At 72.1% G+C, this 19,740-nt stretch carries 20 protein-coding genes and 1 pseudogene; 11 read left to right on the forward strand and 10 right to left on the reverse strand.

Translation table 11 applies throughout. From position 1 onward, the window contains the following. The first annotated feature begins 114 nt into the window (after positions 1–114). On the forward strand, positions 115–324 hold the full coding sequence (locus tag ACK8GG_RS20735) for a hypothetical protein (protein ID WP_440357046.1): 210 nt from the start codon (positions 115–117) through the stop codon (positions 322–324). 163 nt (positions 325–487) lie between these two features. Here ACK8GG_RS20735 and ACK8GG_RS20740 read toward each other — a convergent pair whose 3' ends face one another. Then, entirely contained in the window at positions 488–664 is a 177-nt protein-coding gene (locus tag ACK8GG_RS20740) for a hypothetical protein (RefSeq protein ID WP_440353615.1), read from the reverse strand. A gap of 223 nt (positions 665–887) precedes the next feature. Between ACK8GG_RS20740 and ACK8GG_RS20745 the strand changes: the two genes are divergently transcribed. The 6 genes from ACK8GG_RS20745 (at position 888) to ACK8GG_RS20770 (ending at position 5,151) form a co-directional block, all read left to right on the forward strand. Further along, positions 888–1,616: a YqeB family protein gene (locus ACK8GG_RS20745; protein WP_440353616.1), complete on the forward strand. Its 729-nt coding sequence runs from the start codon at positions 888–890 to the stop codon at positions 1,614–1,616. Between the two features lie 67 nt (positions 1,617–1,683). Next, positions 1,684–2,124, forward strand: coding sequence for a GNAT family N-acetyltransferase (locus tag ACK8GG_RS20750; protein WP_440357047.1), 441 nt, complete (start codon positions 1,684–1,686; stop codon positions 2,122–2,124). Positions 2,125–2,340: 216 nt separating this feature from the next. Next, positions 2,341–2,715 carry a YbaB/EbfC family nucleoid-associated protein gene (locus ACK8GG_RS20755; RefSeq protein WP_440357069.1) on the forward strand — a complete coding sequence of 125 codons (375 nt, stop codon included), beginning with the start codon at positions 2,341–2,343 and terminating at the stop codon, positions 2,713–2,715. Beyond that, positions 2,712–3,020, forward strand: a complete 309-nt coding sequence (locus ACK8GG_RS20760; protein ID WP_440357048.1) for a hypothetical protein — start codon at positions 2,712–2,714, stop codon at positions 3,018–3,020. The genes ACK8GG_RS20755 and ACK8GG_RS20760 overlap by 4 nt, the downstream gene beginning before the upstream one ends. Beyond that, positions 3,017–3,868: a hypothetical protein gene (locus ACK8GG_RS20765; RefSeq protein ID WP_440357049.1), complete on the forward strand. Its 852-nt coding sequence runs from the start codon at positions 3,017–3,019 to the stop codon at positions 3,866–3,868. The genes ACK8GG_RS20760 and ACK8GG_RS20765 overlap by 4 nt, the downstream gene beginning before the upstream one ends. Then, positions 3,865–5,151: a DUF6346 domain-containing protein gene (locus tag ACK8GG_RS20770; RefSeq protein WP_440357050.1), complete on the forward strand. Its 1,287-nt coding sequence runs from the start codon at positions 3,865–3,867 to the stop codon at positions 5,149–5,151. The genes ACK8GG_RS20765 and ACK8GG_RS20770 overlap by 4 nt, the downstream gene beginning before the upstream one ends. A gap of 90 nt (positions 5,152–5,241) precedes the next feature. Here the strand turns inward: ACK8GG_RS20770 and ACK8GG_RS20775 are convergent, their stop codons facing one another. The 3 genes from ACK8GG_RS20775 to ACK8GG_RS20785 form a co-directional block, all read right to left on the reverse strand. Continuing rightward, positions 5,242–6,468 (reverse strand): CaiB/BaiF CoA transferase family protein, encoded by a 1,227-nt coding sequence (locus tag ACK8GG_RS20775; RefSeq protein ID WP_440357051.1) that lies wholly within the window; start codon positions 6,466–6,468, stop codon positions 5,242–5,244. Beyond that, complete coding sequence (locus tag ACK8GG_RS20780; protein ID WP_440357052.1) at positions 6,465–7,148, reverse strand: 2'-5' RNA ligase family protein; 684 nt, start codon at positions 7,146–7,148, stop codon at positions 6,465–6,467. Before ACK8GG_RS20780 ends, ACK8GG_RS20775 begins: the two co-directional genes overlap by 4 nt. Positions 7,149–7,217: 69 nt before the next feature. Continuing rightward, positions 7,218–8,486: an SGNH/GDSL hydrolase family protein gene (locus ACK8GG_RS20785; protein ID WP_440353622.1), complete on the reverse strand. Its 1,269-nt coding sequence runs from the start codon at positions 8,484–8,486 to the stop codon at positions 7,218–7,220. A 103-nt stretch (positions 8,487–8,589) separates the two neighbouring features. Here ACK8GG_RS20785 and ACK8GG_RS20790 point away from each other — a divergent pair, with 103 nt between their 5' ends. Further along, on the forward strand, positions 8,590–9,519 hold the full coding sequence (locus tag ACK8GG_RS20790) for an LLM class F420-dependent oxidoreductase (RefSeq protein ID WP_440357053.1): 930 nt from the start codon (positions 8,590–8,592) through the stop codon (positions 9,517–9,519). A 126-nt stretch (positions 9,520–9,645) separates the two neighbouring features. On the opposite strand, the gene ACK8GG_RS20795 is transcribed toward ACK8GG_RS20790, so the two are convergent. The 3 genes from ACK8GG_RS20795 to ACK8GG_RS20805 all read right to left on the reverse strand — a co-directional run bounded on the left by ACK8GG_RS20795 (position 9,646) and on the right by ACK8GG_RS20805 (position 12,601). Further along, positions 9,646–10,443: an SGNH/GDSL hydrolase family protein gene (locus tag ACK8GG_RS20795; RefSeq protein WP_440353624.1), complete on the reverse strand. Its 798-nt coding sequence runs from the start codon at positions 10,441–10,443 to the stop codon at positions 9,646–9,648. 167 nt (positions 10,444–10,610) lie between these two features. After that, the gene (locus ACK8GG_RS20800) at positions 10,611–11,600 is read right to left on the reverse strand and encodes an Acg family FMN-binding oxidoreductase (protein ID WP_440350221.1); all 990 of its coding nucleotides are present in this window, start codon (positions 11,598–11,600) and stop codon (positions 10,611–10,613) included. Between the two features lie 2 nt (positions 11,601–11,602). Continuing rightward, entirely contained in the window at positions 11,603–12,601 is a 999-nt protein-coding gene (locus tag ACK8GG_RS20805) for an Acg family FMN-binding oxidoreductase (RefSeq protein WP_440357054.1), read from the reverse strand. A 164-nt stretch (positions 12,602–12,765) separates the two neighbouring features. Here ACK8GG_RS20805 and ACK8GG_RS20810 point away from each other — a divergent pair, with 164 nt between their 5' ends. Next, positions 12,766–13,416, forward strand: coding sequence for a response regulator (locus tag ACK8GG_RS20810; RefSeq protein ID WP_440350223.1), 651 nt, complete (start codon positions 12,766–12,768; stop codon positions 13,414–13,416). A 129-nt stretch (positions 13,417–13,545) separates the two neighbouring features. Here the strand turns inward: ACK8GG_RS20810 and ACK8GG_RS20815 are convergent, their stop codons facing one another. After that, a complete protein-coding gene (locus ACK8GG_RS20815; protein WP_440357055.1) occupies positions 13,546–15,273 on the reverse strand; it encodes a sensor histidine kinase in 1,728 nt (575 codons plus the stop codon). Positions 15,274–15,323: 50 nt separating this feature from the next. Then, complete coding sequence (locus tag ACK8GG_RS20820) at positions 15,324–16,325, reverse strand: Acg family FMN-binding oxidoreductase (protein WP_440353627.1); 1,002 nt, start codon at positions 16,323–16,325, stop codon at positions 15,324–15,326. A gap of 141 nt (positions 16,326–16,466) precedes the next feature. Here ACK8GG_RS20820 and ACK8GG_RS20825 point away from each other — a divergent pair. Both ACK8GG_RS20825 and ACK8GG_RS20830 read left to right on the forward strand, forming a co-directional pair. Then, positions 16,467–18,350: pseudogene (locus ACK8GG_RS20825) on the forward strand (heavy metal translocating P-type ATPase); the annotation flags it as partial. Then, on the forward strand, positions 18,351–18,779 hold the full coding sequence (locus ACK8GG_RS20830) for a hemerythrin domain-containing protein (RefSeq protein ID WP_440350331.1): 429 nt from the start codon (positions 18,351–18,353) through the stop codon (positions 18,777–18,779). Positions 18,780–18,846: 67 nt separating this feature from the next. Here ACK8GG_RS20830 and ACK8GG_RS20835 read toward each other — a convergent pair whose 3' ends face one another. Beyond that, positions 18,847–19,734: a universal stress protein gene (locus ACK8GG_RS20835; protein WP_440350226.1), complete on the reverse strand. Its 888-nt coding sequence runs from the start codon at positions 19,732–19,734 to the stop codon at positions 18,847–18,849. Between the last annotated feature and the right edge of the window lie 6 nt (positions 19,735–19,740).

The raw sequence follows: 19,740 nt of genomic DNA on the forward strand, positions 1-19,740 counted from the left end.
CCGAGGTGGGGGAGCGTCCGATGACGGTAGGGCACGAACGGCCCCGCGATGGCCCGCTGCCACAAAACGGACTATGGCGCCCGAAGCCGCACCCGTGGCGCTCGTTTCCAGCCGGTGGTCTTCTCCTCGTCGGCGGTCACCAGCGGTGCCGAGTGCGCGATGCACATCGGCGGCAGCGCCACCGGGGCGCAGATCGGCGGCCTCTACGACGGTGGCAGCACCTCCGGGGCCACCCACGTCACCGACGTGACCGCCGGAGTCGGCGGCGGCGGCATGCCGGGCGGGGTGCCCGGTGGGCTGATACCTGAGCTTCTTGATCGTTAGTCGAAAACCGGTGCTGTCGAAGCTTTGGGGCACCGGTTTTCGACTAACGATCATCGGTGAGCAGGGCTGGCGGGTGCCCGGCTGCACGCGCTGCGACACACCTTCGCCACCCGGCGGCGGCGCGGTGGTACCAGCACCACACCACACCTTGGAGCGAAGCGGCTCACTGCTGCGAGGGCCCGAACTCCGGGTGTTCCCTTGCGGTCTGCGGCGCCGCCGGCAGGTCGGGGGCGTTTCTGCGGACGTACGCGATCCGCAGGCCGACGCCGATCATCAGCAGGGTCGGGAGCAGACAGAGGAACGCCAGCACGAAGAGTTGCCACGGCTTCACGGCGTCCACGGGTCGAGGTTATCGGGGTTAACCGAAGTCCGGTGGCGTTCGTCGGTGTCGGCACGCGCGAGTTCCCGCCGGGGTTGCCTGCCGGACCCACCCATCGGATGTTGCCGGGAAACCGCGACCAAAGGCGGTACGGAATCGGTCGAGGGTCTACCTTCGGCCGTCGCCGTCCGGCGAGGCGTCTGCCTAACCTGCGCGTACCCCTATTCACCTCAGGAGGGCGAACATGGTCAGCGGGCAGTCAAGGTCGCAGCAACTCCCCGGCTCGCAGGCCACCGTGCTCGGCCTGCCGCGCGGCGACCGGATCGTCATCTACGCCGGCGCGCCACTGGCGGGGCTGCTGCTCGCCTTCGGGCTGCCCTGGGTGGCCAACTGGCTGCTGCAGTTCGATCGGCTTCCGCTGCCCGGGGTCGTCCGGCTGCTCGCCGCCTTCGACGGCATCTCCGGCTGGAAGTCGCTGCTCTGGCTCGGCGGTGGCCTGGTTCTCGGCCTCGTCTTCGCCGTCGTCGCCACAGTGGAATCGTTGAAGCTCACCCTCACCGACCAGCAGCTGCGCATCGACAAGAGCGGCGACACCCGGTTCCTCGCCCGTGCCGAGATCGGCGCGGTCTTCCTCGACGGCAAGGAACTGGTCCTGCTGGACCGCCACTCCCGCGAACTGCTGCGGGACACCCACGACGCGCCCGCGCCGGCCCTCGCCGCCGGTTTCCGCGCCCACGGCTACCCCTGGCAGGACCGCGACCCGTACGAGGGGCGCTACCACCGCTGGCTGTCGGACTTCCCGGAGCTGCCGCCGCGGGTGCACGCGCTGCTCGCCACCCGTCAGGTTGCCCTTGAACGCAAGGACCACAAGGACGCCGCCCGGCTGGCGGAAGAGGTGGCGCAGCTCGGATACGTGCTCCGCACGGAGGACCAGACGCAGTACTGGCGGGCACTTGAATCCTCACCACAGTAGGACTGACTGCGCCTCGCGTGACGCGCGCCCGTTGCCGGTGGGTTTCGATGGCCGATAGCATCCGCCGATGCTGACTGTGACCCGCGACGACGGGTTCGTGATCTCCGCCGATCCGGGCCGCATCGACGTCGACCGCGTGCACCACTGGCTCTCCACCGACACGTACTGGGCGACGGGGCGTCCGCGCGAACTGGTCGAACGTTCGATCGGGAACTCACGGACGTACGGCGTCTACCGCAGCGATGGTGAGCAGGTCGCCGTCGCGCGTGTCGTCACCGACGAGGCGACCTTCGCCTGGCTCTGCGACGTCTACGTCGACCGGGCGGTACGCGGCCGCGGGCTGGCCCGCTGGCTGGTCGAGGCCATCCGCGACGACCTGGAGGCTGTGGGCGTACGGCGGATCCTGCTGGGGACCTGGGACGCGCACGGTGTCTACGAGAAGGTCGGCTTCGCGCCCCTGGACCGACCGGACCGGTGGATGGAGTACGACCGGCGTCCTCCCCTCTGACTCCGCGGGCGTCTGCTCGGTGCTGACCGCCGGGCTGATCTGGCCGCAACCCTCCTGGCAGTCCGGTGAGTTATCCACAGGCCGCGGATTGCGGGCTGCCTTTGTCGATCGATCTCGATAGCTTCTCCCCGTCAGGCACGCAGGGTGCCGCGGTCGTAACGGACCGGTGATCACCCGCTCGTGCGCGGATGGCGGTGGACGGAGATCGACGTGACGATGGACCAGACCGATGACCTGCTCCACGGGTTCGAGCGGCGTATCGATGAGCAACTCGACCGGGCGGAGCGGCTCAAGGCGGCGATGAACGAGGTGCGGGTGACCGCGCAGTCCCGTCAGGGCGACCTTCAGGTCACCGTCGACTCGACGGGCGCGCTGGCCGCGCTGCGGCTCAGTCAGGAGGCGCTGAGCAGAACGCCGCAGGAGCTGGCCGGTGAGATTCTCGGCGTCATGCGTTCCGCGCAGGTCAGTCTCACCGACCGGATGCGCCAGGTGACCACGGAGGTGCTCGGCCGCGACTCCGAAACCGCCCGCTTCGTCGCGGACACCTACGCCGAGCACTTCGTCCCCGCCCCGCAGGACGCATCCCGATGAGTCACATCGACGTCGCCGTCGACGGGTTGCGCCGCCACGCCGGCCGGATCGAGGAGATCAGCGACGAGATCACGTACGCCCGCGCCGCGGCCGCGCAGGTGGCGGTGGAGACCGACGCGTACGGCAAGCTCTGTGCGCCGATCCTGCTCCCCACGCTGAACCTTCTGGAGGAGCGGGGCCTGCGGGCGATGCGGGTGGCCGCCGCCATGGTGGATGCGACCGCGGGCGGGGTGCGCAGGATGGCCGGCGGTCTCGACGTCGCGGATTCCTTCGCCAGCCGGGCCGTGGAAGAGGTCCGCCGATGAGCCACCCGCTGGTGGCGACCCCTTCCGGCCCGTCTCCGCTCGTGCAGAAAGTCCTGGGAAGCGGCGCGCTGGAGTACGGCGTCAAGACGGTGGAGCAGATCCGCAACGGCAATGTCACCGAAGGGCTGATCAACGGCGGGGCGGCCGGGCTGGCCACGCTCGGGTTCATGAGCGATCCGCTCGCCACCCTGGGCGCGATGGGCGCCGGCTGGGTGATCGAGCACTGTGAACCGTTCCGGCAGGCGCTTGACTGGCTGGCGGGCAACGGCGACGTTGTCGCCACCTACGCCCAGACCTGGAGCAACGTCTCGGGTGCCCTCGACGCCAGCGCCGACCGGATGGTCGCCACGGTCGCCGCCGACACCGGGCCCTGGCGTTCCACCGCTCTGGACGCCTACCGTCTCCTCGTCGCCGCCGAGGCCGGCGTCGTGCGTCTCGTCGGCGTACTGGCCGGCGGCGTCGCCGGCGCGGTCGAGGTGGCCGGTGTCGTGGTGGGGACCGTGCGCTCGATCGTGCGGGACCTGATCGCCGATGCGGTAGGGCAGCTCATCGCCCTGGCCATCGAGTCGCTTGCTGTCGTGACCATGGTCAGGACGGTGCCGAAGGTCATCGCGAAGGTCGCCGAATGGTCGCTGCGGATCAGCAAGTGGCTGCGCATCCTCGAGCGCGTCATCGGCAAGATCGTCGAGCTGTGCCGCAAGCTCGACCCGATGTTCGACCTCGTCGAGGGCGCGTACGACAAGATCAAGCACGGCCTCGGCGGCGACGGCGGTGTCCTGCTGCTGAGCAATGGCGCGACGACCGCCGCCGGCGCGATCTGGTCCGACCCCGCGCCGGCCGCCGCATGACCGGTACCTCCGAGCAGGTCGTACCGCTGCGAGGGCTGCTCAGCGCCGAGCAGCAGGGTGCGCGGCACTGGCAGGCCCAGTTACTGCGTTCGCTGTCGTTGCTGCTGCTCGCGGCCCTGCCGGTGGCCGCTCCCGTCGTCATGTATCTCAGCGGGTCGCTCGACCTTTTCCGCTTCCGGGGCATCCTGGCGCTGCTCATCTCGATCGTCTGCCCGGCCCTCTTCCTGCTCCTGCTGCTGGCCAAGGCCCGCACCCTGCGGCAGGAGGCCACCGAGCGCTTCTGGCTGGTCGGAAACGTCCTCGTCGTGCACGACGAGGACAGCGGCCGGCGCGACTACGACCTGACCCGTTTCCCGGTGACGCTCAAACGGCAGGCACCCGGGTTCAGTGTCCGTGGGGGAGCGGTGCGCGGATGGGCCGAGCTGCGCATCGGCGACGTTGCCGAGGGCGGATGTGTGGTCTCGCTCTGCGATCACCGGTCCGGTGCCTGGTGGGCACCACAGGAGCTGCGCCGTTTCGCGGCGGTTCTCGCGGAATCTCCGATCGAGGTGTCCCGCGGTAGCGCCGTCACCCTCCATAGGATCGCCGACCGGCTCGACCTGGCTGCGGCAGCCGCCACCGTGCAAGGCAGGCAGGCCCACGAGGCGCTGGCGCACGTCGCTCTCGATCCGGATCCGCCGTGGAGCACCCCGCCGCGCTCGTCGGCGCCAAGCCCGCAGCCGGCGGATTCGGCGCGCGGTGACAGTCCGGGAAAGGAGCAGAAAAGGGATGAATTCGGCCCGTTCGCCCGCGCGACCCTCGCCTGCACAGCCGCCGTTCTCGGTGTCACGTCCGTTCTCACCGGGATGACGCTGTTCACCCTCGCCGGCTACGAATACCCGGGGGTGACCGGACGAACGGGAATCGCGAACGTGCAGAGCTGCGAGCGCGTCGGGCCGGTGAGCCGCCACGGCTTCGGCTACTGGTGGCGCTGTCGGGTTGAGGTGGGCTGGGACGACGGCGTCACAGAGACATTCGTCGAAGGCAGTTCGCGCTTCACCCCGGACGATCAGCGGGCTGGGGTCGCCGTCGGGGAAGGAATCGCATCGGAGCGCAACGGCACGATCAAGCGGGGCCCGGTCCCCGCCGACGAAGGCCCACGGCACGCCAGCCTCATGCTCGGTGGCATGCCCCTGGTCGTCTTTGGATTCCTCGGGCCGTACTGGCTTCTGGCAGAGCTGGGGATGGCCGGTTACTGGCTGGTGAATCGCTTGCGGTCGCACACGCCGGCTGATCCGCCATGAGCCGCCCCCCGGCCTAGCCATGAGCCGCCCCCCGGCCCTCGCCGTGGCCGTCCAGCGCACCCCTTGGCAGTGCAGGACGTCATCGCGCGGTCAGCTACGGGTATCCCCGCTGACGTCGCACTCCATCAGCCACTGGCGCACCGAACTGTTGTGCTCGCCCAGGCGAGGCGGCGGCGCGTACCGGATCGGCGGGTTCGCCGAGTACGAGATCGGATGCCGCACCTGCGGCGGGTGCTCCTCGCCCACCTCGACCAGCGGCGCCAGCCCGAGCGACTCGGCCAGCCGCAGACCGGAGGCGACATCACCGACCGGGCCGGCCGGCACACCGACCTGCATCAACCGGTCCGCCCAGCCGGCCACCGAGTCCCGCCCGAGCGCCTGCTCCAGCAGCTTCACCAGCTCGACCCGGTGCGCCACCCGGTCGGCGTTGGTGGCGAACCGCGGATCGCCGGCGAGTTCGGCAACCCCCAGTTCCGTGACGAGGCTGCGGAACTGCCGGTCGTTGCCGCAGCAGACGGCGAGCAGCCCGTCCCGGCAGCGCAACGTCTCGTACGGCGCGATCGATGGATGCCGGTTGCCCATCCGCTGTGGCACCCGGCCGGTCGCCAGGTAGGAGCCGGTCTGGTTCGCCAGCGCACCGAGCAGGCTGGAGAGAAGGTTCACCTCCACCCGCTGACCGTGGCCGCTCGCCTCCCGCGCCCGCAACGCCGCCAGGATGCCGATCACCGCGTCCTTCGAGGTGAGTACGTCCACCAGCGCCACCCCGACCTTCGTCGGCTCACCACCGGCGTCCCCGGTGATGCTCATCAGCCCGCCGAGCGCCTGCACCAGAAAGTCGTACCCGGGCAGCTGCGCTCCCGCGCCGGAGCCGAAACCGCTGATCGCGCAGTAGACGAGCCCCGGGTTGGTCACCGCCAGATCGGCGTAACCCAGGCCGTACCGCTCCAGGGTCCCCGGTTTGAAGTTCTCCACCAGGACATCGGCCCGCCCGGCCAGCCGCCGGGCCAGTTCCGCGTCCGCCGGGTCCCGCAGGTCCAGCTCGACCGACTCCTTCGACCGGTTGGCGCACTCGAAATAGGCGCTGGAGGTCCCGGTCCAGGGCGGACCCCAGTGGCGGGTGTCGTCGCCGGCGCCCGGCCGCTCAACCTTGATCACCCGGGCGCCGAGGTCGGCGAGCATCGTCGTGGCGAGCGGCCCGGCAAGGACCCGGCTGAAATCGGCGACCAGCAGACCGTCCAGCGGCCCCGCCCCGGCCGAGCCGCCGGCCTCACCACCGGGCTGCGTGCCATCACCACCCCCGAAACCGCCGGAACTCACCCGACCCCCTCCACATTCGCGATACCTGCCGGCCTCGGCCTCGCCCCCGGACTCGACTGCGACCCCGGCACCGAATCCGCGCCGGACCCTGGCACCGGCTCCGACTCCGGCTCCGAGCCCGGCTCCGGCGCAGGCAGCGGCGTGGCGTCCGAAGCCGACGTCCCGGAGGGCAGGGGGTACGCGATCCCACGGGCGTGGTCGGTGACCGCGGCGCCCACGACCGTCGCTTCGATCGGCAGCATCTCCAGGCAGCGGCGGATGGCCGTCCCCATCAGCGGATTCGGCACCCGCATCGACAGGGTGCAGTGCGGCACCCAGGCGCCCGGGGTGTACTTGTCCCAGACTGCTACCCCTGCGTCGGTCAGCCGCTGATGCACCCGCGCCTGATGGTCCAGCAACTCCCGCTGCGGTGCCGGGCCGAGCCAGAGCACCCGCCCCACGAACTGCCCGGCGAAGTCGAAGCGCAGGCGCAGCGGCGGCGCGGCGGTCATCCCCGACAGCGCCGGCGCGACCGTCTCCGGGTCGAGCCGGTCGGCGACAGCCAGGGAGATGTGCGGTCGGTGCCGGCGGCCGAGCAGCGACAGCATGCTCTGCACACCCTCGCTCTCCAGCGCCTCCCAGAGCACCCGGATGCGGCGGGTGGCGTCGGTGTCGAAATAGAGCTCCAGTGCGGCGACCACGCCGACAACCTACCGGGCCGGACCCGCCGATCATGGGCGGCGGACCCGGCCCGGCCGGACGGCAAGCGGCTAGGAGACGGTGACCGTTCCGTTGCTCGCCCGTACGCAGGAGACCGAGCGCTGGCTGGTCGCCACCGCGCCGCTGAGGCACTGGCCGAGCACGCTGTGCCCGGCGGCGTTCGGGTGCCACGACTCCTGGCAGGTCTGGTAGTAGGTGACGCAGGAGTTGGCGATCCGCTGAATGTCGATCTTGTCGTATCCGCTGAGGCTGGTCAGGTGCACCCCGGTCGGGCCGTCCATCAGGCGGATCGGTGTTGCCAGCGTGCCGGCCGGGCTGTTCGCCTGCTCGCAGAGCCGGCCGCCGTTGAGCGCCTGCTGCACGTTGAGATAGACCAGGTCGGCGTTGGGGAACTCGGCCCGCAGGGTGGTGAACGTCGACTGGACCATGGCGCCGAGACGAGTGGAGAAGACGTGGCCCGGGGCGAGGCTGGCCCGGTGCACGGGGCAGCCGGCGGCGTAGCGCTCGGAGCCCAGCGCCCGGAACTTGTCCCGGCTGTCGGTGCGGTTCTCCTCGTCGTGGAAGTTCGCGGCGAGGTCGAATGGCAGCGGGTTGGTGTAGTCCTGCAGCACGATGCGGTGCTGCCCGTCGGCGTCGACCGCGCGCAGGGTGGTGAGGAGCTGACGCAGCGCGGCCACGGTCTCGGTGGAGGCCGCATCGAACTGCGCGGTCGTGGCGAGATCGTCGTTGCTGCACGGCTGCTGCGGCACCGGGCCGTTGAGGTACGCCCAGAATTCCCACCAGCCGGTCCAGGCATCGGCGATGAACCGGGTGGCGCAGGTCAGGGCGACGTCACCGAAGGTGAAGGAGCTGTTGTTGGAGCCGAGGCCGACGAGAACCACGTCGATGTCGTGGGTCTGGGCCACCTGCTGGACCTGACTGATCTGCGAGGCGACCTGGCGGCCCTTTGCCCGGTTGCTCGACGGGTTGGCGATGTCCGGCGGCTGCGCGCCGGAGCAGGCCAGGTTGAACCGGGCGGTGATGCCCGGCAGGTTCGCCTTGTGGATGGAGGCGTTGTTCGACCGGTGGCAGAAGAACGCGTTGCTGTTCGGCGCGGTCCAGCCGGGGAAGGATCGGCTGACGCCGGACACGTCGGTGACCGGGGCGTACGAGCCGGCGCCTTCGCCGCTGATGAAGCTGTCGCCCACGGCGATCGCGGCGGTGGGCAGTGCGGCCGCTGCGGGGGTGAGGGTTGGGGACGGGCTGGGGGAGATTGCCGGCACGGTGCCGAGAGTGACGACGAGTGCCGCCGTCAGGGCCGTGCGACGGAGTAGGGACACGGGCTCTCCTATCACCACAGAGAACGTGAATATTGATCGAGATCAGACCACCCGTCTCGCCGATCGTCAACGAGCCGACGCGGGATGTTCCTATGCTCGACACATGGAACTGAGGATCTTCACCGAACCGCAGCAGGGCGCCAGCTATGACCAGCTGCTGGCGGTGGCGCGCTGCGCCGAGGACGGCGGATACGGGGCCTTCTTCCGCTCCGACCACTACCTCAACATGGGCGACGGCGACGGCCGCCCCGGCCCGACCGACGCCTGGACGACACTGGCCGGCCTGGCACGGGAAACCCGCCAAATCCGGCTCGGCACCCTGATGACCGCGGCGACCTTCCGCCTGCCCGGCCCGCTCGCCATCACCGTGGCGCAGATCGACGCGATGAGCGGCGGCCGGGTCGAGCTCGGCATCGGCACCGGCTGGTTCGAGGCAGAACACGCCGCGTACGGGATCCCGTTCCCGCCGCTCGGCGAGCGCTTCGACCGCCTCGAAGAGCAGCTGGCGATCATCACCGGGCTCTGGGAGACACCGGCCGGGGCGACCTTCGACCACATCGGCCGGTACTACACCCTCACCGGCTCCCCGGCGCTGCCCAAGCCGGTGCAGCAGCCCCGGCCGCCGGTGCTGATCGGCGGCCACGGGGCACGTCGTACCCCGGCTCTGGCCGCCCGGTACGCCGACGAATTCAACCTGCCCTTCGCCGGTCTCGACGACACCGCGGCCCAGTTCGACCGGGTACGAGCCGCCGCCGCGGCGATCGGACGCGAGCCCGAATCGATGATCCTGTCGAACGCGCTCGTGCTCTGCTGTGGACGTACCGAGGCGGAGGTGAAGCGCCGGGCCGATGCGATCGGCCGCGAGCCGCAGGAGTTGCGCGCCAACGGCCTGACCGGTTCGCCGGCCGAGATCGTCGACAAGATCGGCCGGTACGCGGCCCTCGGGGCGAGCCGGATCTATCTGCAGGTGCTCGACCTGACCGACCTCGACCACCTCGACCTGGTCGCCGCCGAGGTCGCCCGCCAGCTCTAGAGCGGGCCAGCTTCACAGCGCGCCGGCTTCAGAGCGCGCCAGCTCCAGGGAACGTCCCCCAGGGCGGGCCGCGTCCGGTGGCGGCCGCGGGATGCGGCCCGCCACCGGACTCGGTTCAGGCGGAGATCAGACCGCCGCCCGCATCACCGGGTAGTAGCCGCCGGACTGTCCTGCGGCGAACGGGTGGTACGAGATGCCGATGTCGGCGAAGTTCAGCGCCCGGATCCACTTGTCACCGCTGCAGAGCTGGTGTCCGACGAAGATGGAGCGCACGTCGGCGAAGGTGAACCCGTACTGGGCCGCCGTGGTGCGGGTGATGTCGTCGACCAGGTTGATCCCGGAGTTGATCTTTGCGCGGCTGGTGGCGGTGAGCCCCACGCAGGTCACACCGAGCTGGTAGAAGACCGGGTAACTGAGCACGACGACCTTCGCGTTCGGGGCCTTGCTGCGGATGCCCGCGTAGACCTTGCCGAGCTTGGTGGCCAGGCTCGACCGGGCGTTCGCCATGGCCGTGTCGACCGAGGCCACGCACTGCGTCTGCCCCTGGAGCACACAGGTGGTCATGATGTTGGCGAAGCCGACGTCGTTGCCGCCGACGGTGATGCTGACCAGCGTGGTGGTGCTCTTCAGCGCCGACAGCTGAGAGTTGATCACCGACGTGGTGGTCGCGCCGGAACAGGCGACCGAGACGTACGAGGCGGGGGAGTGGGCATTGGCCCAGAGCTGCGGGTACGCCTTGGTGCTGCGTTTGCAGTCTCCGCTGGAGCTGATGTAGCTGCCGGCGCCGACGCCGGAGGAGTACGAGTCGCCGAGCGCCACATAGTGGACGGCTGCGGCTGCCTGGGCGGGGGCGGCGAGGGTGAGGGAGGCGACGGTGGCCGCGACGAGCGCAGCGAGGGCGGCGGTGATGCGTTTTGACAGCACGGGTTCTCCGTTGGGGGGTGCCGGAAAATGGGTGCTGTATGAATAGCATCACGTTGATGTTTTGAGTAGAGAATCCGACAGATGTATTCCTCTGTGCACTTTCGGTCACCGGAAACGCTGATGGCCGGACCCGTCAACGGGTCCGGCCATCAGCGGCGCTGGGCAGGTCAGACGGCGGAGTGCTCGGCCTGGTGGGCGGAGAGGTCCAGCACCTCCTCCACCGTCCGGCGGGGAGTCGCCCAGCCCGGCTGGCCGTAACCGATCCGCAGCACCATCTGCGGGGTGCCGAAGCGGCCCAGCGCCCGCCGCAGCTGCTCCCGGGCGCTGGCCACCTCGATCGGCTGGGAGATGAGCGACGCGCTCAGCCCCAGGTCGGTCGCGGTCAGCAGCACCCGCTGCAGGGCCTGCCCCGCCGTGATCTGGTCGGCCGGGGTGTTGCCGGGAGCACCGAGGACCGCCACCAGCGGCTCCGGTTCGAAATCGCGCCCGGGAGCGCGGTGCCGGCTGCCGAACGAGCGCTGCGGCAGCAGGTCCTGCGGCTCGGCCAGTGGCGCTCCGGCGCTGGCCGGCACCCCGTCGGGCGCCGGTTCCCGGCGCAGCCAGTCCTGCAGCTGCGCCTGGTATCCCGGATCGCGTTCCAGCACGCGGTGCGCGCCGCGGGCGATCTCGGCCAGCGCCGCGACCGCGCCGGTGCCGATGACAAGTTCGAGCCAGGCGCCCTCGTCCTGGGCGGCCTGGCCAAGCTGCCAGCGGTCGTGGGCGGGCACCGGGTCCGGCCAGAACGGCGCCCGGTTGCTGAACCGGCGCGGGATCGCGCGGTGCAGTGTGCGTTCAGTGCCCGTCGCCGGCCGGGGCGCGGCCGGGGTGAGCCGGGCCAGCAGGTTCGGCTCACCCGGTTCGGGGCGCAGCCGTACCTCGGCGGGGGTCCCGGCGACGGCCAGGGCGAGTCGCAGGTTGAACAGGGCGGCGCCGCAGGCGACCCGTGCGGCCCAGCCCGTCGGGTCGGCCGACGCCAGGCGGCGCCCGGGATCGAGGAGGATCTCGATGGCGCCGTCGCGCAGGCGGAAACGCCACGGCTGGCTGTTCAGCAGGGACGGGGCGCGGATGGCGTCGGCGGCAGCGGCACGCAGCTGCTCGGCGCGATATCGGGTTTCCATGGTCATGCTCCTGTCCACCACTCGATGACGTCCTCGAAACGCCGCCGTGGCGCCGGGGGGAGGTGCTCCGGTCCGTGCCCGTAGCCGATGCGCAGCACCAGATACGGCTCGCCGCCCTCGGTCAGCAGGCCGCGGGTCAGCGCGCGGGGCCAGGGCACCTCGATGGGGTCGCTCACCGGTGCGGTGGACAGGCCCAGGGTCACCGCGGTGAGCAGGACCGCCGAGAGCGCCTCCCCGCCGCGCAGCCAGCCGTCCGGGGTGTCCGTCGGCCCGTAGAGCAGCGCGAAACTCGCACCCCCGTCGTTGTCGGCGCCGATCTCCAGGCCGGCGGGCCCGCCGAGAGCGTGGTCGCGCACCGGGATCCGGCGCGGCCCCTGCTGCACGGCGACGCTGTGCGGCACACCGTCACCGGCCTCGGCCGGCCGGCTCGTCCACCGGCCCAGCTCGCTGCGGTACGCCGGGTCGGCCAGCTCCGCCTCCGCGGCCTGAGCCGTCGCCACCGCCAGCATCGGGATCTGGTCGAAGCGGACCAGGTGCAGTCCGGAGCCGTTGCGGCGGGCGACCTCCGTGAGCTGCCGCAGATGCGCCGCCGGCACGGTCTCGTCGGTGAACGCCCGGCGGTCGGTGCGCCGCTTGGACATCGCCGCCAGCAGGTCCCGGTCGGCGGCGGTGGGGTCGAGCCGGCCGTCGAGCCGGATCGTGGCGAGCTTGAACGGGTGCTCCGGGTCGGCCAGCCGGTCGACCCGGGTCCGGTACCCCTGCCCGGCGAGCGCGACCAGCGCGTGGTGCAGCGCGGCCCCGCAGCTGACGGTCAGCAGCCGGTGCGCGGAGTCGACCACGCCCAGTTGCCGCTCCGGGTCGGCCCAGAGCTCGAGGGTGTCGCCGGCGATGCGCCAGCGCCACGGCTGGGTGTTGAGCACCGACGGGGCGTGGAGGGCCTGGCGTGCGGCCTGGGCCAGGGCAACGGAGGGTGCTGTCGTCGGTTCGGTCCTGGTAGCCACTGCTGCCTCCCTCGGCGCTCGTCGCCATCTATGTTGCCCGCGCCGGGTGGTTCCTTATCAGGGCCGGACGTCCCTTCCGGCCGGGCCCCCGGCACCTCCTGGTGGGCCGATTCACGGGACCTTCGGCCTATGCGCGGCACGGTCAAAAGCGGTAGAAACGAGGGATGATCCGGGTATTCCTGCTTGATGACCACGAGGTTGTCCGTCGAGGCCTCGCCGACCTGTTGCAGAGCGGCGGCGATATCGAGGTGGTGGGTGAATCCGGTTCGGCGCAGGAGGCGGCCCGCCGCATCCCCGCGCTCCGGCCCGACGTGGCGATCCTCGACGCCCGGCTGCCCGACGGCAACGGCATCGACGTCTGCCGGGACATCCGCGCCGTCGACTCCGGCATCAAGGGGCTGATCCTCACCTCGTACGAGGACGACGAGGCGCTCTTCGCCGCGATCATGGCCGGTGCGGCCGGCTACGTCCTCAAGCAGATCCGCGGCACCGACCTGGTCGACGCCGTACGCCGGGTGGCCGCCGGGCAGTCGCTGCTCGACCCGGCGGTGACGCAGCGGGTGCTGGAGCGCATCCGCAGCGGTGTCGAGCAGCCCCGTGAGCTCAAGAGCCTGACCGAGCAGGAACGGCGCATCCTGGAGTACGTCGCCGAGGGGCTGACCAACCGGGAGATCGCCGGGCGGATGTTCCTGGCCGAGAAGACCGTGAAGAACTACGTCTCCAGCATGCTCGCCAAGCTCGGCCTGGAACGGCGTACGCAGGCGGCGGTGCTCGCCACCCGGCTGCTCGGCCGCGGCTCCGCCAGCCACCTCTGACCCACACCCGCGTCAGGACCCCCGCGACTGCCCTGGTGCTGCTGCCTCGAGTTCCGCTCGGGGCAGCAGCATCCGGCAGGTCGTCGATTCCGGGCCGGGGGAGTGGGCAGGGCGGCGGCGAGGGTGCGTTCAGTCGCGGAGGGGGACGCTCCAGTCGAGGACGGTGCCCCGGGGCTGGGCCGCGTGGATCTCGAAGTGCCCGCCGTGCCCGGCGGCCCGTTCCCGCATGTTGATCAGCCCGCCGCGGGCGGCGGCCGGGTCGGTGCCGACGCCGTCGTCGGCGACCGTCAGCGACAGCCGGTCCCCGGTGACGCGCAACCGCACCTGCACCGCGGTGGCGTGGGCGTGCCGCACCGCGTTCGACAGCGCCTCGCGCAGCACCGCGAGCAGATCAGGGCGTACCGCCTCCGGCACGGCGCTGTCGACCGGCCCGGTGAGCTCCAGCGCCGGCGTGAAACCGAGCGCCGCCGCCGCCATCTCGATCGACTCCCGGATCTCGGTACGCAGCTGCGCCGTCATCGGAGTACGCAGTTCGAAGATCGTGCGGCGGATGTCGCGGATGGTCGCGTCGAGGTCGTCCACGGCGACGTTGAGGCGGCGTACCGTCTCCGGGTGGGTGGAGAGCGGGACGGTGCTCTGCAACTGCAGCCCGGTGGCGAAGAGCCGCTGGATCACCACGTCGTGCAGGTCGCGGGCGATGCGTTCGCGATCCTCCAGCACCACCAGCAGTTCGCGTTCCTCCTGCCCGCGGGCCCGCTCCATCGCCAGCGCGGCCTGGTTGGCGAAGCTGTTCAGCAGCGGAATGTCCTCGTCGGCGGGCTGCTCCCGGTCCGGGCTGATCCCGAGCAGCAGCACGCCGTGCAGGGTGTCACCGGCGGCCAGCGGGGAGAGCACCGCCGGGCCACCGACCACCGGGACCGGCCACGGCGCCGCCTTGGCCAGGTTGGGGACCAGGAAGTGCCGCCGTTCGATCACCGCGGTGGCGAAGGTCGTCTCGCTGGCCGGCACCACCGCTCCCACCAGCGCGGGTGCCTCATCGTCGGGCGCGTCGACGACCTCGACGATGAACTGCTCGGCCTCTTCGTCGTAGAGCAGCACCAGCGCCAGTTCGGCGTCGGCGACCTCCCGTGCCCGGCGCGCCACCAGCTCCAGCGCGTCGGTACGGCGCACCTCGCCCAGCAGCACGGAGGTGATCTCCGCGGTGGCGGAGAGCCACTGCTCCCGCCGGTGCGCCAGCTCGTAGAGGCGGGCGTTCTCGATCGCCACGCCGGCCGCCGCGGCGAGCGCCACGACGATCTGCTCGTCGTCCTCGCTGAACTCCGCCGCGCCCTGCTTGTCGGAGAGGTAGAGGTTGCCGAAGACCTGGTCGCGGATGCGCACCGGCACGCCGAGGAAGCTGTGCATCGGCGGATGCCCGGGCGGGAAGCCGTAGGAGTTGGGGTGCCGGGTGATGTCGGGCATCCGCACCGGGCGGGGCTCGGCGATCAGCAGCCCCAGCACACCGCGCCCGTGCGGCAGCTCGCCGATGGCGTCTGTCGCGTCCTGGTCGAGCCCGTGGGTGATGAACTCGGTGAGCTCCCGGTCCGGGCCGATCACGCCGAGCGCGCCGTAGCGCGCGCCGGCCAGGTCGCACGCCGACTTCACGATCCGCCGCAGGGTGCTCTGCAGGTCGAGGTCGGTGCCGATGCCGACGACCGCGTCGAGCAGCGCGCGCAGCCGTTCCCGGCTGGTGACCACCTCGCTGATGCGGTCCAGCATCTCCTGGAGCAGGGCGTCCAGGCGTACCCGGGACAGGGGGGTGAGCCCGAGCGACGGGGCGAGAAGCTGCTCATCGCGGGGGAGGGGGTCGGCGACCATTCGGCGATCGTATCTCCGCAGGTGCCGCCCCCGGCAGCTCAGGTCGGCCGTCAGCGCAGCGCTGTGGTGTCCACCACCTGCTCGGTCGGCAGCCGCGGGGTGTGCGGCGGACCGGCGTGCTCCGGGTCGGCGATGCCCAGCCGCAGCACCAGGTACGGGTAGCCGAGCCCGGCCAGCATCACCCGTAGCGCCTGGCGGGTGCCCGCGACCTCGATCACGCCGCTGAGCGGCACCACCGAGACGCCGAGCCGGGTCGCGGTCAGCCAGGCGGCCGAGAGCGCCTCGCCGGCGCGCAGCCAGCTCACCGGTTCGTCCTCGTCGCCGTTGAGCAGCGCGAAGGTTGCCGCCCGGTCGTGGCCGGGGCCGATCGGCAGCGTCCCGGCCCGGCCGAAGTCCCGGCCCGGCACGGTCGTCTGCGGATGGCTGGCCGGCAGTACCTCCACTGGCAGCCCGGTGCCGCCGGGAGCGCCCCGGCTGGTCCAGTACGCCAGCTCGGCCTGAAACTCGGGATCGTTCGCCTCCACTTCGGCGGCCTGCGCGGCGGCGGCGGCCAGCGTCATCATCTGGTCGGTGTCGAGCAGTTGCAGCCGGGCGCCCTGGGCGTCGGCGCTGCGGCCGATCGCGTAGAGGTCCTCCTGGGCCACCGGCTCCTCGCTGACCGGCCGCCGGTCGGTGTGGCGCATCCGCATGCACTGCACCGTGCGCATCGCCTCCGGGTCGACCGTGATCCGCTCGCCGATGGTGATCCGCGCCAGCAGGTTCTCGTCGGCGGGGTCGGGGAACCGTTCGACTGTCGCGTTCCAGCCCTCGGCCGTCAGGGCCGTGGTGGCGTGGTGCAGCGCCGTGCCGCAGCTGAGAGTCAGCAGCTGCGCCTGCGGGTCGGTGGCGGGCAGCTGGCGCTCGCGGACGGCGTGCAGCTCCAGCTGCCGCGGCAGCACCCGCCAGCGCCACGGCTGGGTGTTGTGCAGCGACGGGGCGTACCCGGCGGTGGCGGCGGCCTCCACGAGCGCGGTGGCGGCGCCCCGCTCCTGCCCGGAAGTCTCGTGGCTCATCGTCACGACCTTTCGTCTCCTGCCATCGTGCCGCACTGTGCAGCCGTGGTCGGGTCTTCGCCCCGTTCCGCATGATTCCATGCTTTCCCGGCAGCGGCCGCGCACCATGGTGGAAACGGGCGGTCCACGATCGGCGGGGCGATGGCGGCGGGAAAGCAGCACGACCGGGCGCGGCGGGGCGAGTCGGTGCGCCGGTGGGCCCCGCTGACCGCGCTCGTGCTGGCGGCGCTCGCCGGTGGGGCCGCCGCGCTGCTGGGGCAGGCCCGTGCCGCCGACGCGATCTGGGCGGCGGCGACCGTGGCGACGCTGTTGCCGCAGCTCTGGTCGATGCTGCGGTCGCTGTGGCGGCGGCACTTCGGGGTGGACATCATCGCCGTGCTGGCGCTGATCAGCGCCCTGATCGCCGGGGAGTACCTGGCCGGTGCGGTGGTGGCCGTGATGCTCGCCACCGGCGGGGCGCTCGAGGCGTACGCCCAGGGGCGCGCCACCCGTGATCTGCGGGAGTTGCTGGAGCGGGCGCCGCGCTCGGCGCGGCGCCGTACCGCCGACGGCGGGATCGAGGTCGTTGCGCTGGATGCCGTCGCCGTCGGTGACCAGCTGCTGGTCGGTCCGGGTGACGTCGTCGCGGTCGACGGCCGTCTCCTCGACGCGGCGATGCTCGACGAGTCGGTGATCACCGGCGAGGCGGCGCTGGTGGACCGGGCCGCCGGTGAGCAGGTCGCCAGCGGTGTGGTCAACGCGGGCACCGGTTTCGCCATGCGGGCCACCACCACGGCGGCGCAGAGCACCTACGCCGGGATCGTGCGCCTGGCGGCCGAGGCCACCTCGCGCAAGGCCCCGGTGGTCCGGCTCGCCGACCGGTACGCCGTGGCGTTCGTGCCCTTCACCCTGCTGATCGCCGGGCTGGCGTGGGCGCTGACCGGCGAGTTCGTCCGGGCGGTGGCGGTGCTGGTGGTCGCCACCCCGTGCCCGCTGCTGCTGGCCACACCGATCGCGATCGTCGCCGGGCTCTCCCGGGTGGCCCGTCGGGGGGTGCTCGTGCGCGACGGCGGGTCGCTGGAGCTGCTCGGTCAGGCCCGGGTGCTGCTCTTCGACAAGACCGGCACGCTGACCACCGGGCGCCCGCGGGTCATGGGGACGGTAACCGCGCCGGGCTGGGCCGGCGAGGAACTGCTGCGCCTGGCAGCCTCGGTGGAGCAGCTCTCCCAGCACGTGCTGGCCGCGCCGCTGGTCGCCGCCGCCCGGGGACGCCACCTGGCGCTGAGCACGCCGACGGAGGTCACCGAGGAGGCCGGCCGCGGCGTGAGCGGCCGGGTCGACGGGCGGATGGTCCGGGTCGGGCAGCTGGCCGGGGACTGGCCGCAGTGGGCCCAGCGCGAGCAGCGCCGAGCCGAGCTGGAGGGTGCCTCGATCGTCTGGGTCAGCGTCGACGGGGCCCCGGCCGGCGGACTGCTGATGGCCGATCCGGTGCGCCCCGACGCCCGCCGGACGCTGCGGCGCTTGCGCCAGGCCGGCTTCACCCGGCTGGTGATGATCACCGGCGACCGGCAGCGGGTCGCCGACCAGGTGGCCCAGGTCGTCGGGGTGGACGACGTGGTGGCGCACTGCACCCCGGCGGAGAAGGTGCAGCGGGTACGCGCCGAGTCCGCGCACGCGGTGACGGTGATGGTCGGCGACGGGGTCAACGATGCTCCGGCACTCGCCGCGGCGGGTGTCGGTATGGCGATGGGGGCCACCGGGGCCACCGCCGCGGCCGACGTGGCCGACGGGGTGCTCACCGTCGACCGGCTGGACCGCCTGGCCGACACTGTCGAGATCGCCCGGTACGCCCGGCGGATCGCCGTGCAGAGCGCCTCGGTCGGGATGGGGCTGGCGCTGCTCGGGATGCTCGCCGCCGCGTTCGGCCTGCTGCCGCCGGTCGCCGGCGCGTTCGCCCAGGAGGGTATCGACGTGCTCGTGATCGGGAACGCGCTGCGGGCGCTGAGCGGCGGGCTGGGCCGGCCGCTGCCCGCGCGGACCCGGCAGGTGCTGGAACGCTACGCCGGCGAGCACGTCGACCTCTGGGACGCCGTCGAGGAGCTGCGGAGCGCCGCCGACCGGGTCGTGGCCGCACCGCGTGACCAGTCGGCCTGGTTGCCGGGCCTGACCCGGGTCTACGACCGGCTGGTGACCGAGGTGCTGCCGCACGAGGAGGGCGAGGAGACGCGCCTGTATCCGATGCTGGCCGGGCCGTTGGGCAGCAGCGAGGCGACGGCGACGATGAGCCGCGCCCATGTGGAGATCCGGCACCTGGTGGAGCGCATCGGCGGCTACCTCGACCAGACGGCCGGGCCGTTGCGCAACGAGCAGATCCCCGACCTGCTCGCCGCCTGCTACGGGCTGGCGGCGATCCTGCGGCTGCACTTCATCCAGGAGGAGGAGGACTTCTTCTCACTCGAGGGCGCCGGCCCCTGACCGGCGCCGGGGCCGGCGTGAAGGCAGCGGCCCGCCCCCGCGCGATGCGGGAGCGGGCCGGTGGTCCCTACAGCTCCTGGTGCAGCTCCGGCACGACAGCCACGGGGCAGTGGCCGTGCTGGATCAGCTGCTGGCTGACCGAGCCGAGCAGCATGCCGCGCAGGCCGCCGCGGCCGCGGGTGCCCACCACGGCGAGCTGCGCCTGCCGGCTCGCCTCGACCAGCACCGCTGCCGGGCTGCCGGTGGCGATCTCGATGTTGATCTCCAGCTCGGGGTGACGCTCGCGCCACGGCGCGACGCTCTCCTCGGCGGCGGCGCGCTCCTGGGCGGCGATCTTCTCCGGGTCCAGCTCCGGCGGGCCCCAGCGCGGGGCCGGCGGCGACCAGATCCGCAGCACGCGCAGCGGAACCGCCCGCTGGGCCGCCTGGGCGGCCGCGAACTCCAACGCCCGCAGCGAGTGCGCGCTGCCGTCCACCCCGACGACGACGCCGCCGGTGTGGGCGTGGCTGAGCGCCTCCTCGCCGCGGATCACCACGACCGGGCAGTGGGCGTGACCGCTGAGGGCGATGCTGGTGGAGCCCACCAGCAGCCCCGCGAAACCACCCTGTCCCCGGCTGCCGACGACCATCAGGTCGGCGTGGGCCGACCGCTCCTGCAGCACCAGGGGCGCCGGGCCGTCGACCACTTCGCCGTGGACCTGCACGCCGGGGTGGGTCTTGCCGGCGGCGTCGACGGCCGCCTTCACCAGGTCTTCGAGTTCCTGGCGGGCGGTCTCGTCCGGCCAGACCGTCGGCAGCATGCCCGGACCCGCCCAGGCAGCGCCGGACATCCACTCGAAGGCGTAGATCAGCCGCACGCTTCCGCCACTGCGGCTCGCCTCTTCCAGGGCCCAGGTCAGCGCGTTCTGCGAGTCGTCGGACCCGTCGAAGCCGACCAGAAGTTCCCGTACGGACATCTTCGT

This window comes from Melissospora conviva, assembly GCF_049523535.1.
Taxonomy (GTDB): domain Bacteria; phylum Actinomycetota; class Actinomycetes; order Mycobacteriales; family Micromonosporaceae; genus Melissospora; species Melissospora conviva.

Coding starts and splice junctions, on each gene's coding strand:
- ACK8GG_RS20770 (WP_440357050.1), top strand. CDS start 3,865: ATGACCGGTACCTCCGAGCAGGTCGTACCGCTGCGAGGGCTGCTCAGC.
- ACK8GG_RS20755 (WP_440357069.1), top strand. CDS start 2,341: ATGGACCAGACCGATGACCTGCTCCACGGGTTCGAGCGGCGTATCGAT.
- ACK8GG_RS20800 (WP_440350221.1), bottom strand. CDS start 11,600: ATGGAAACCCGATATCGCGCCGAGCAGCTGCGTGCCGCTGCCGCCGAC.
- ACK8GG_RS20745 (WP_440353616.1), top strand. CDS start 888: ATGGTCAGCGGGCAGTCAAGGTCGCAGCAACTCCCCGGCTCGCAGGCC.
- ACK8GG_RS20820 (WP_440353627.1), bottom strand. CDS start 16,325: ATGAGCCACGAGACTTCCGGGCAGGAGCGGGGCGCCGCCACCGCGCTC.
- ACK8GG_RS20810 (WP_440350223.1), top strand. CDS start 12,766: ATGATCCGGGTATTCCTGCTTGATGACCACGAGGTTGTCCGTCGAGGC.
- ACK8GG_RS20760 (WP_440357048.1), top strand. CDS start 2,712: ATGAGTCACATCGACGTCGCCGTCGACGGGTTGCGCCGCCACGCCGGC.
- ACK8GG_RS20750 (WP_440357047.1), top strand. CDS start 1,684: ATGCTGACTGTGACCCGCGACGACGGGTTCGTGATCTCCGCCGATCCG.
- ACK8GG_RS20790 (WP_440357053.1), top strand. CDS start 8,590: ATGGAACTGAGGATCTTCACCGAACCGCAGCAGGGCGCCAGCTATGAC.
- ACK8GG_RS20835 (WP_440350226.1), bottom strand. CDS start 19,734: ATGTCCGTACGGGAACTTCTGGTCGGCTTCGACGGGTCCGACGACTCG.
- ACK8GG_RS20765 (WP_440357049.1), top strand. CDS start 3,017: ATGAGCCACCCGCTGGTGGCGACCCCTTCCGGCCCGTCTCCGCTCGTG.
- ACK8GG_RS20815 (WP_440357055.1), bottom strand. CDS start 15,273: ATGGTCGCCGACCCCCTCCCCCGCGATGAGCAGCTTCTCGCCCCGTCG.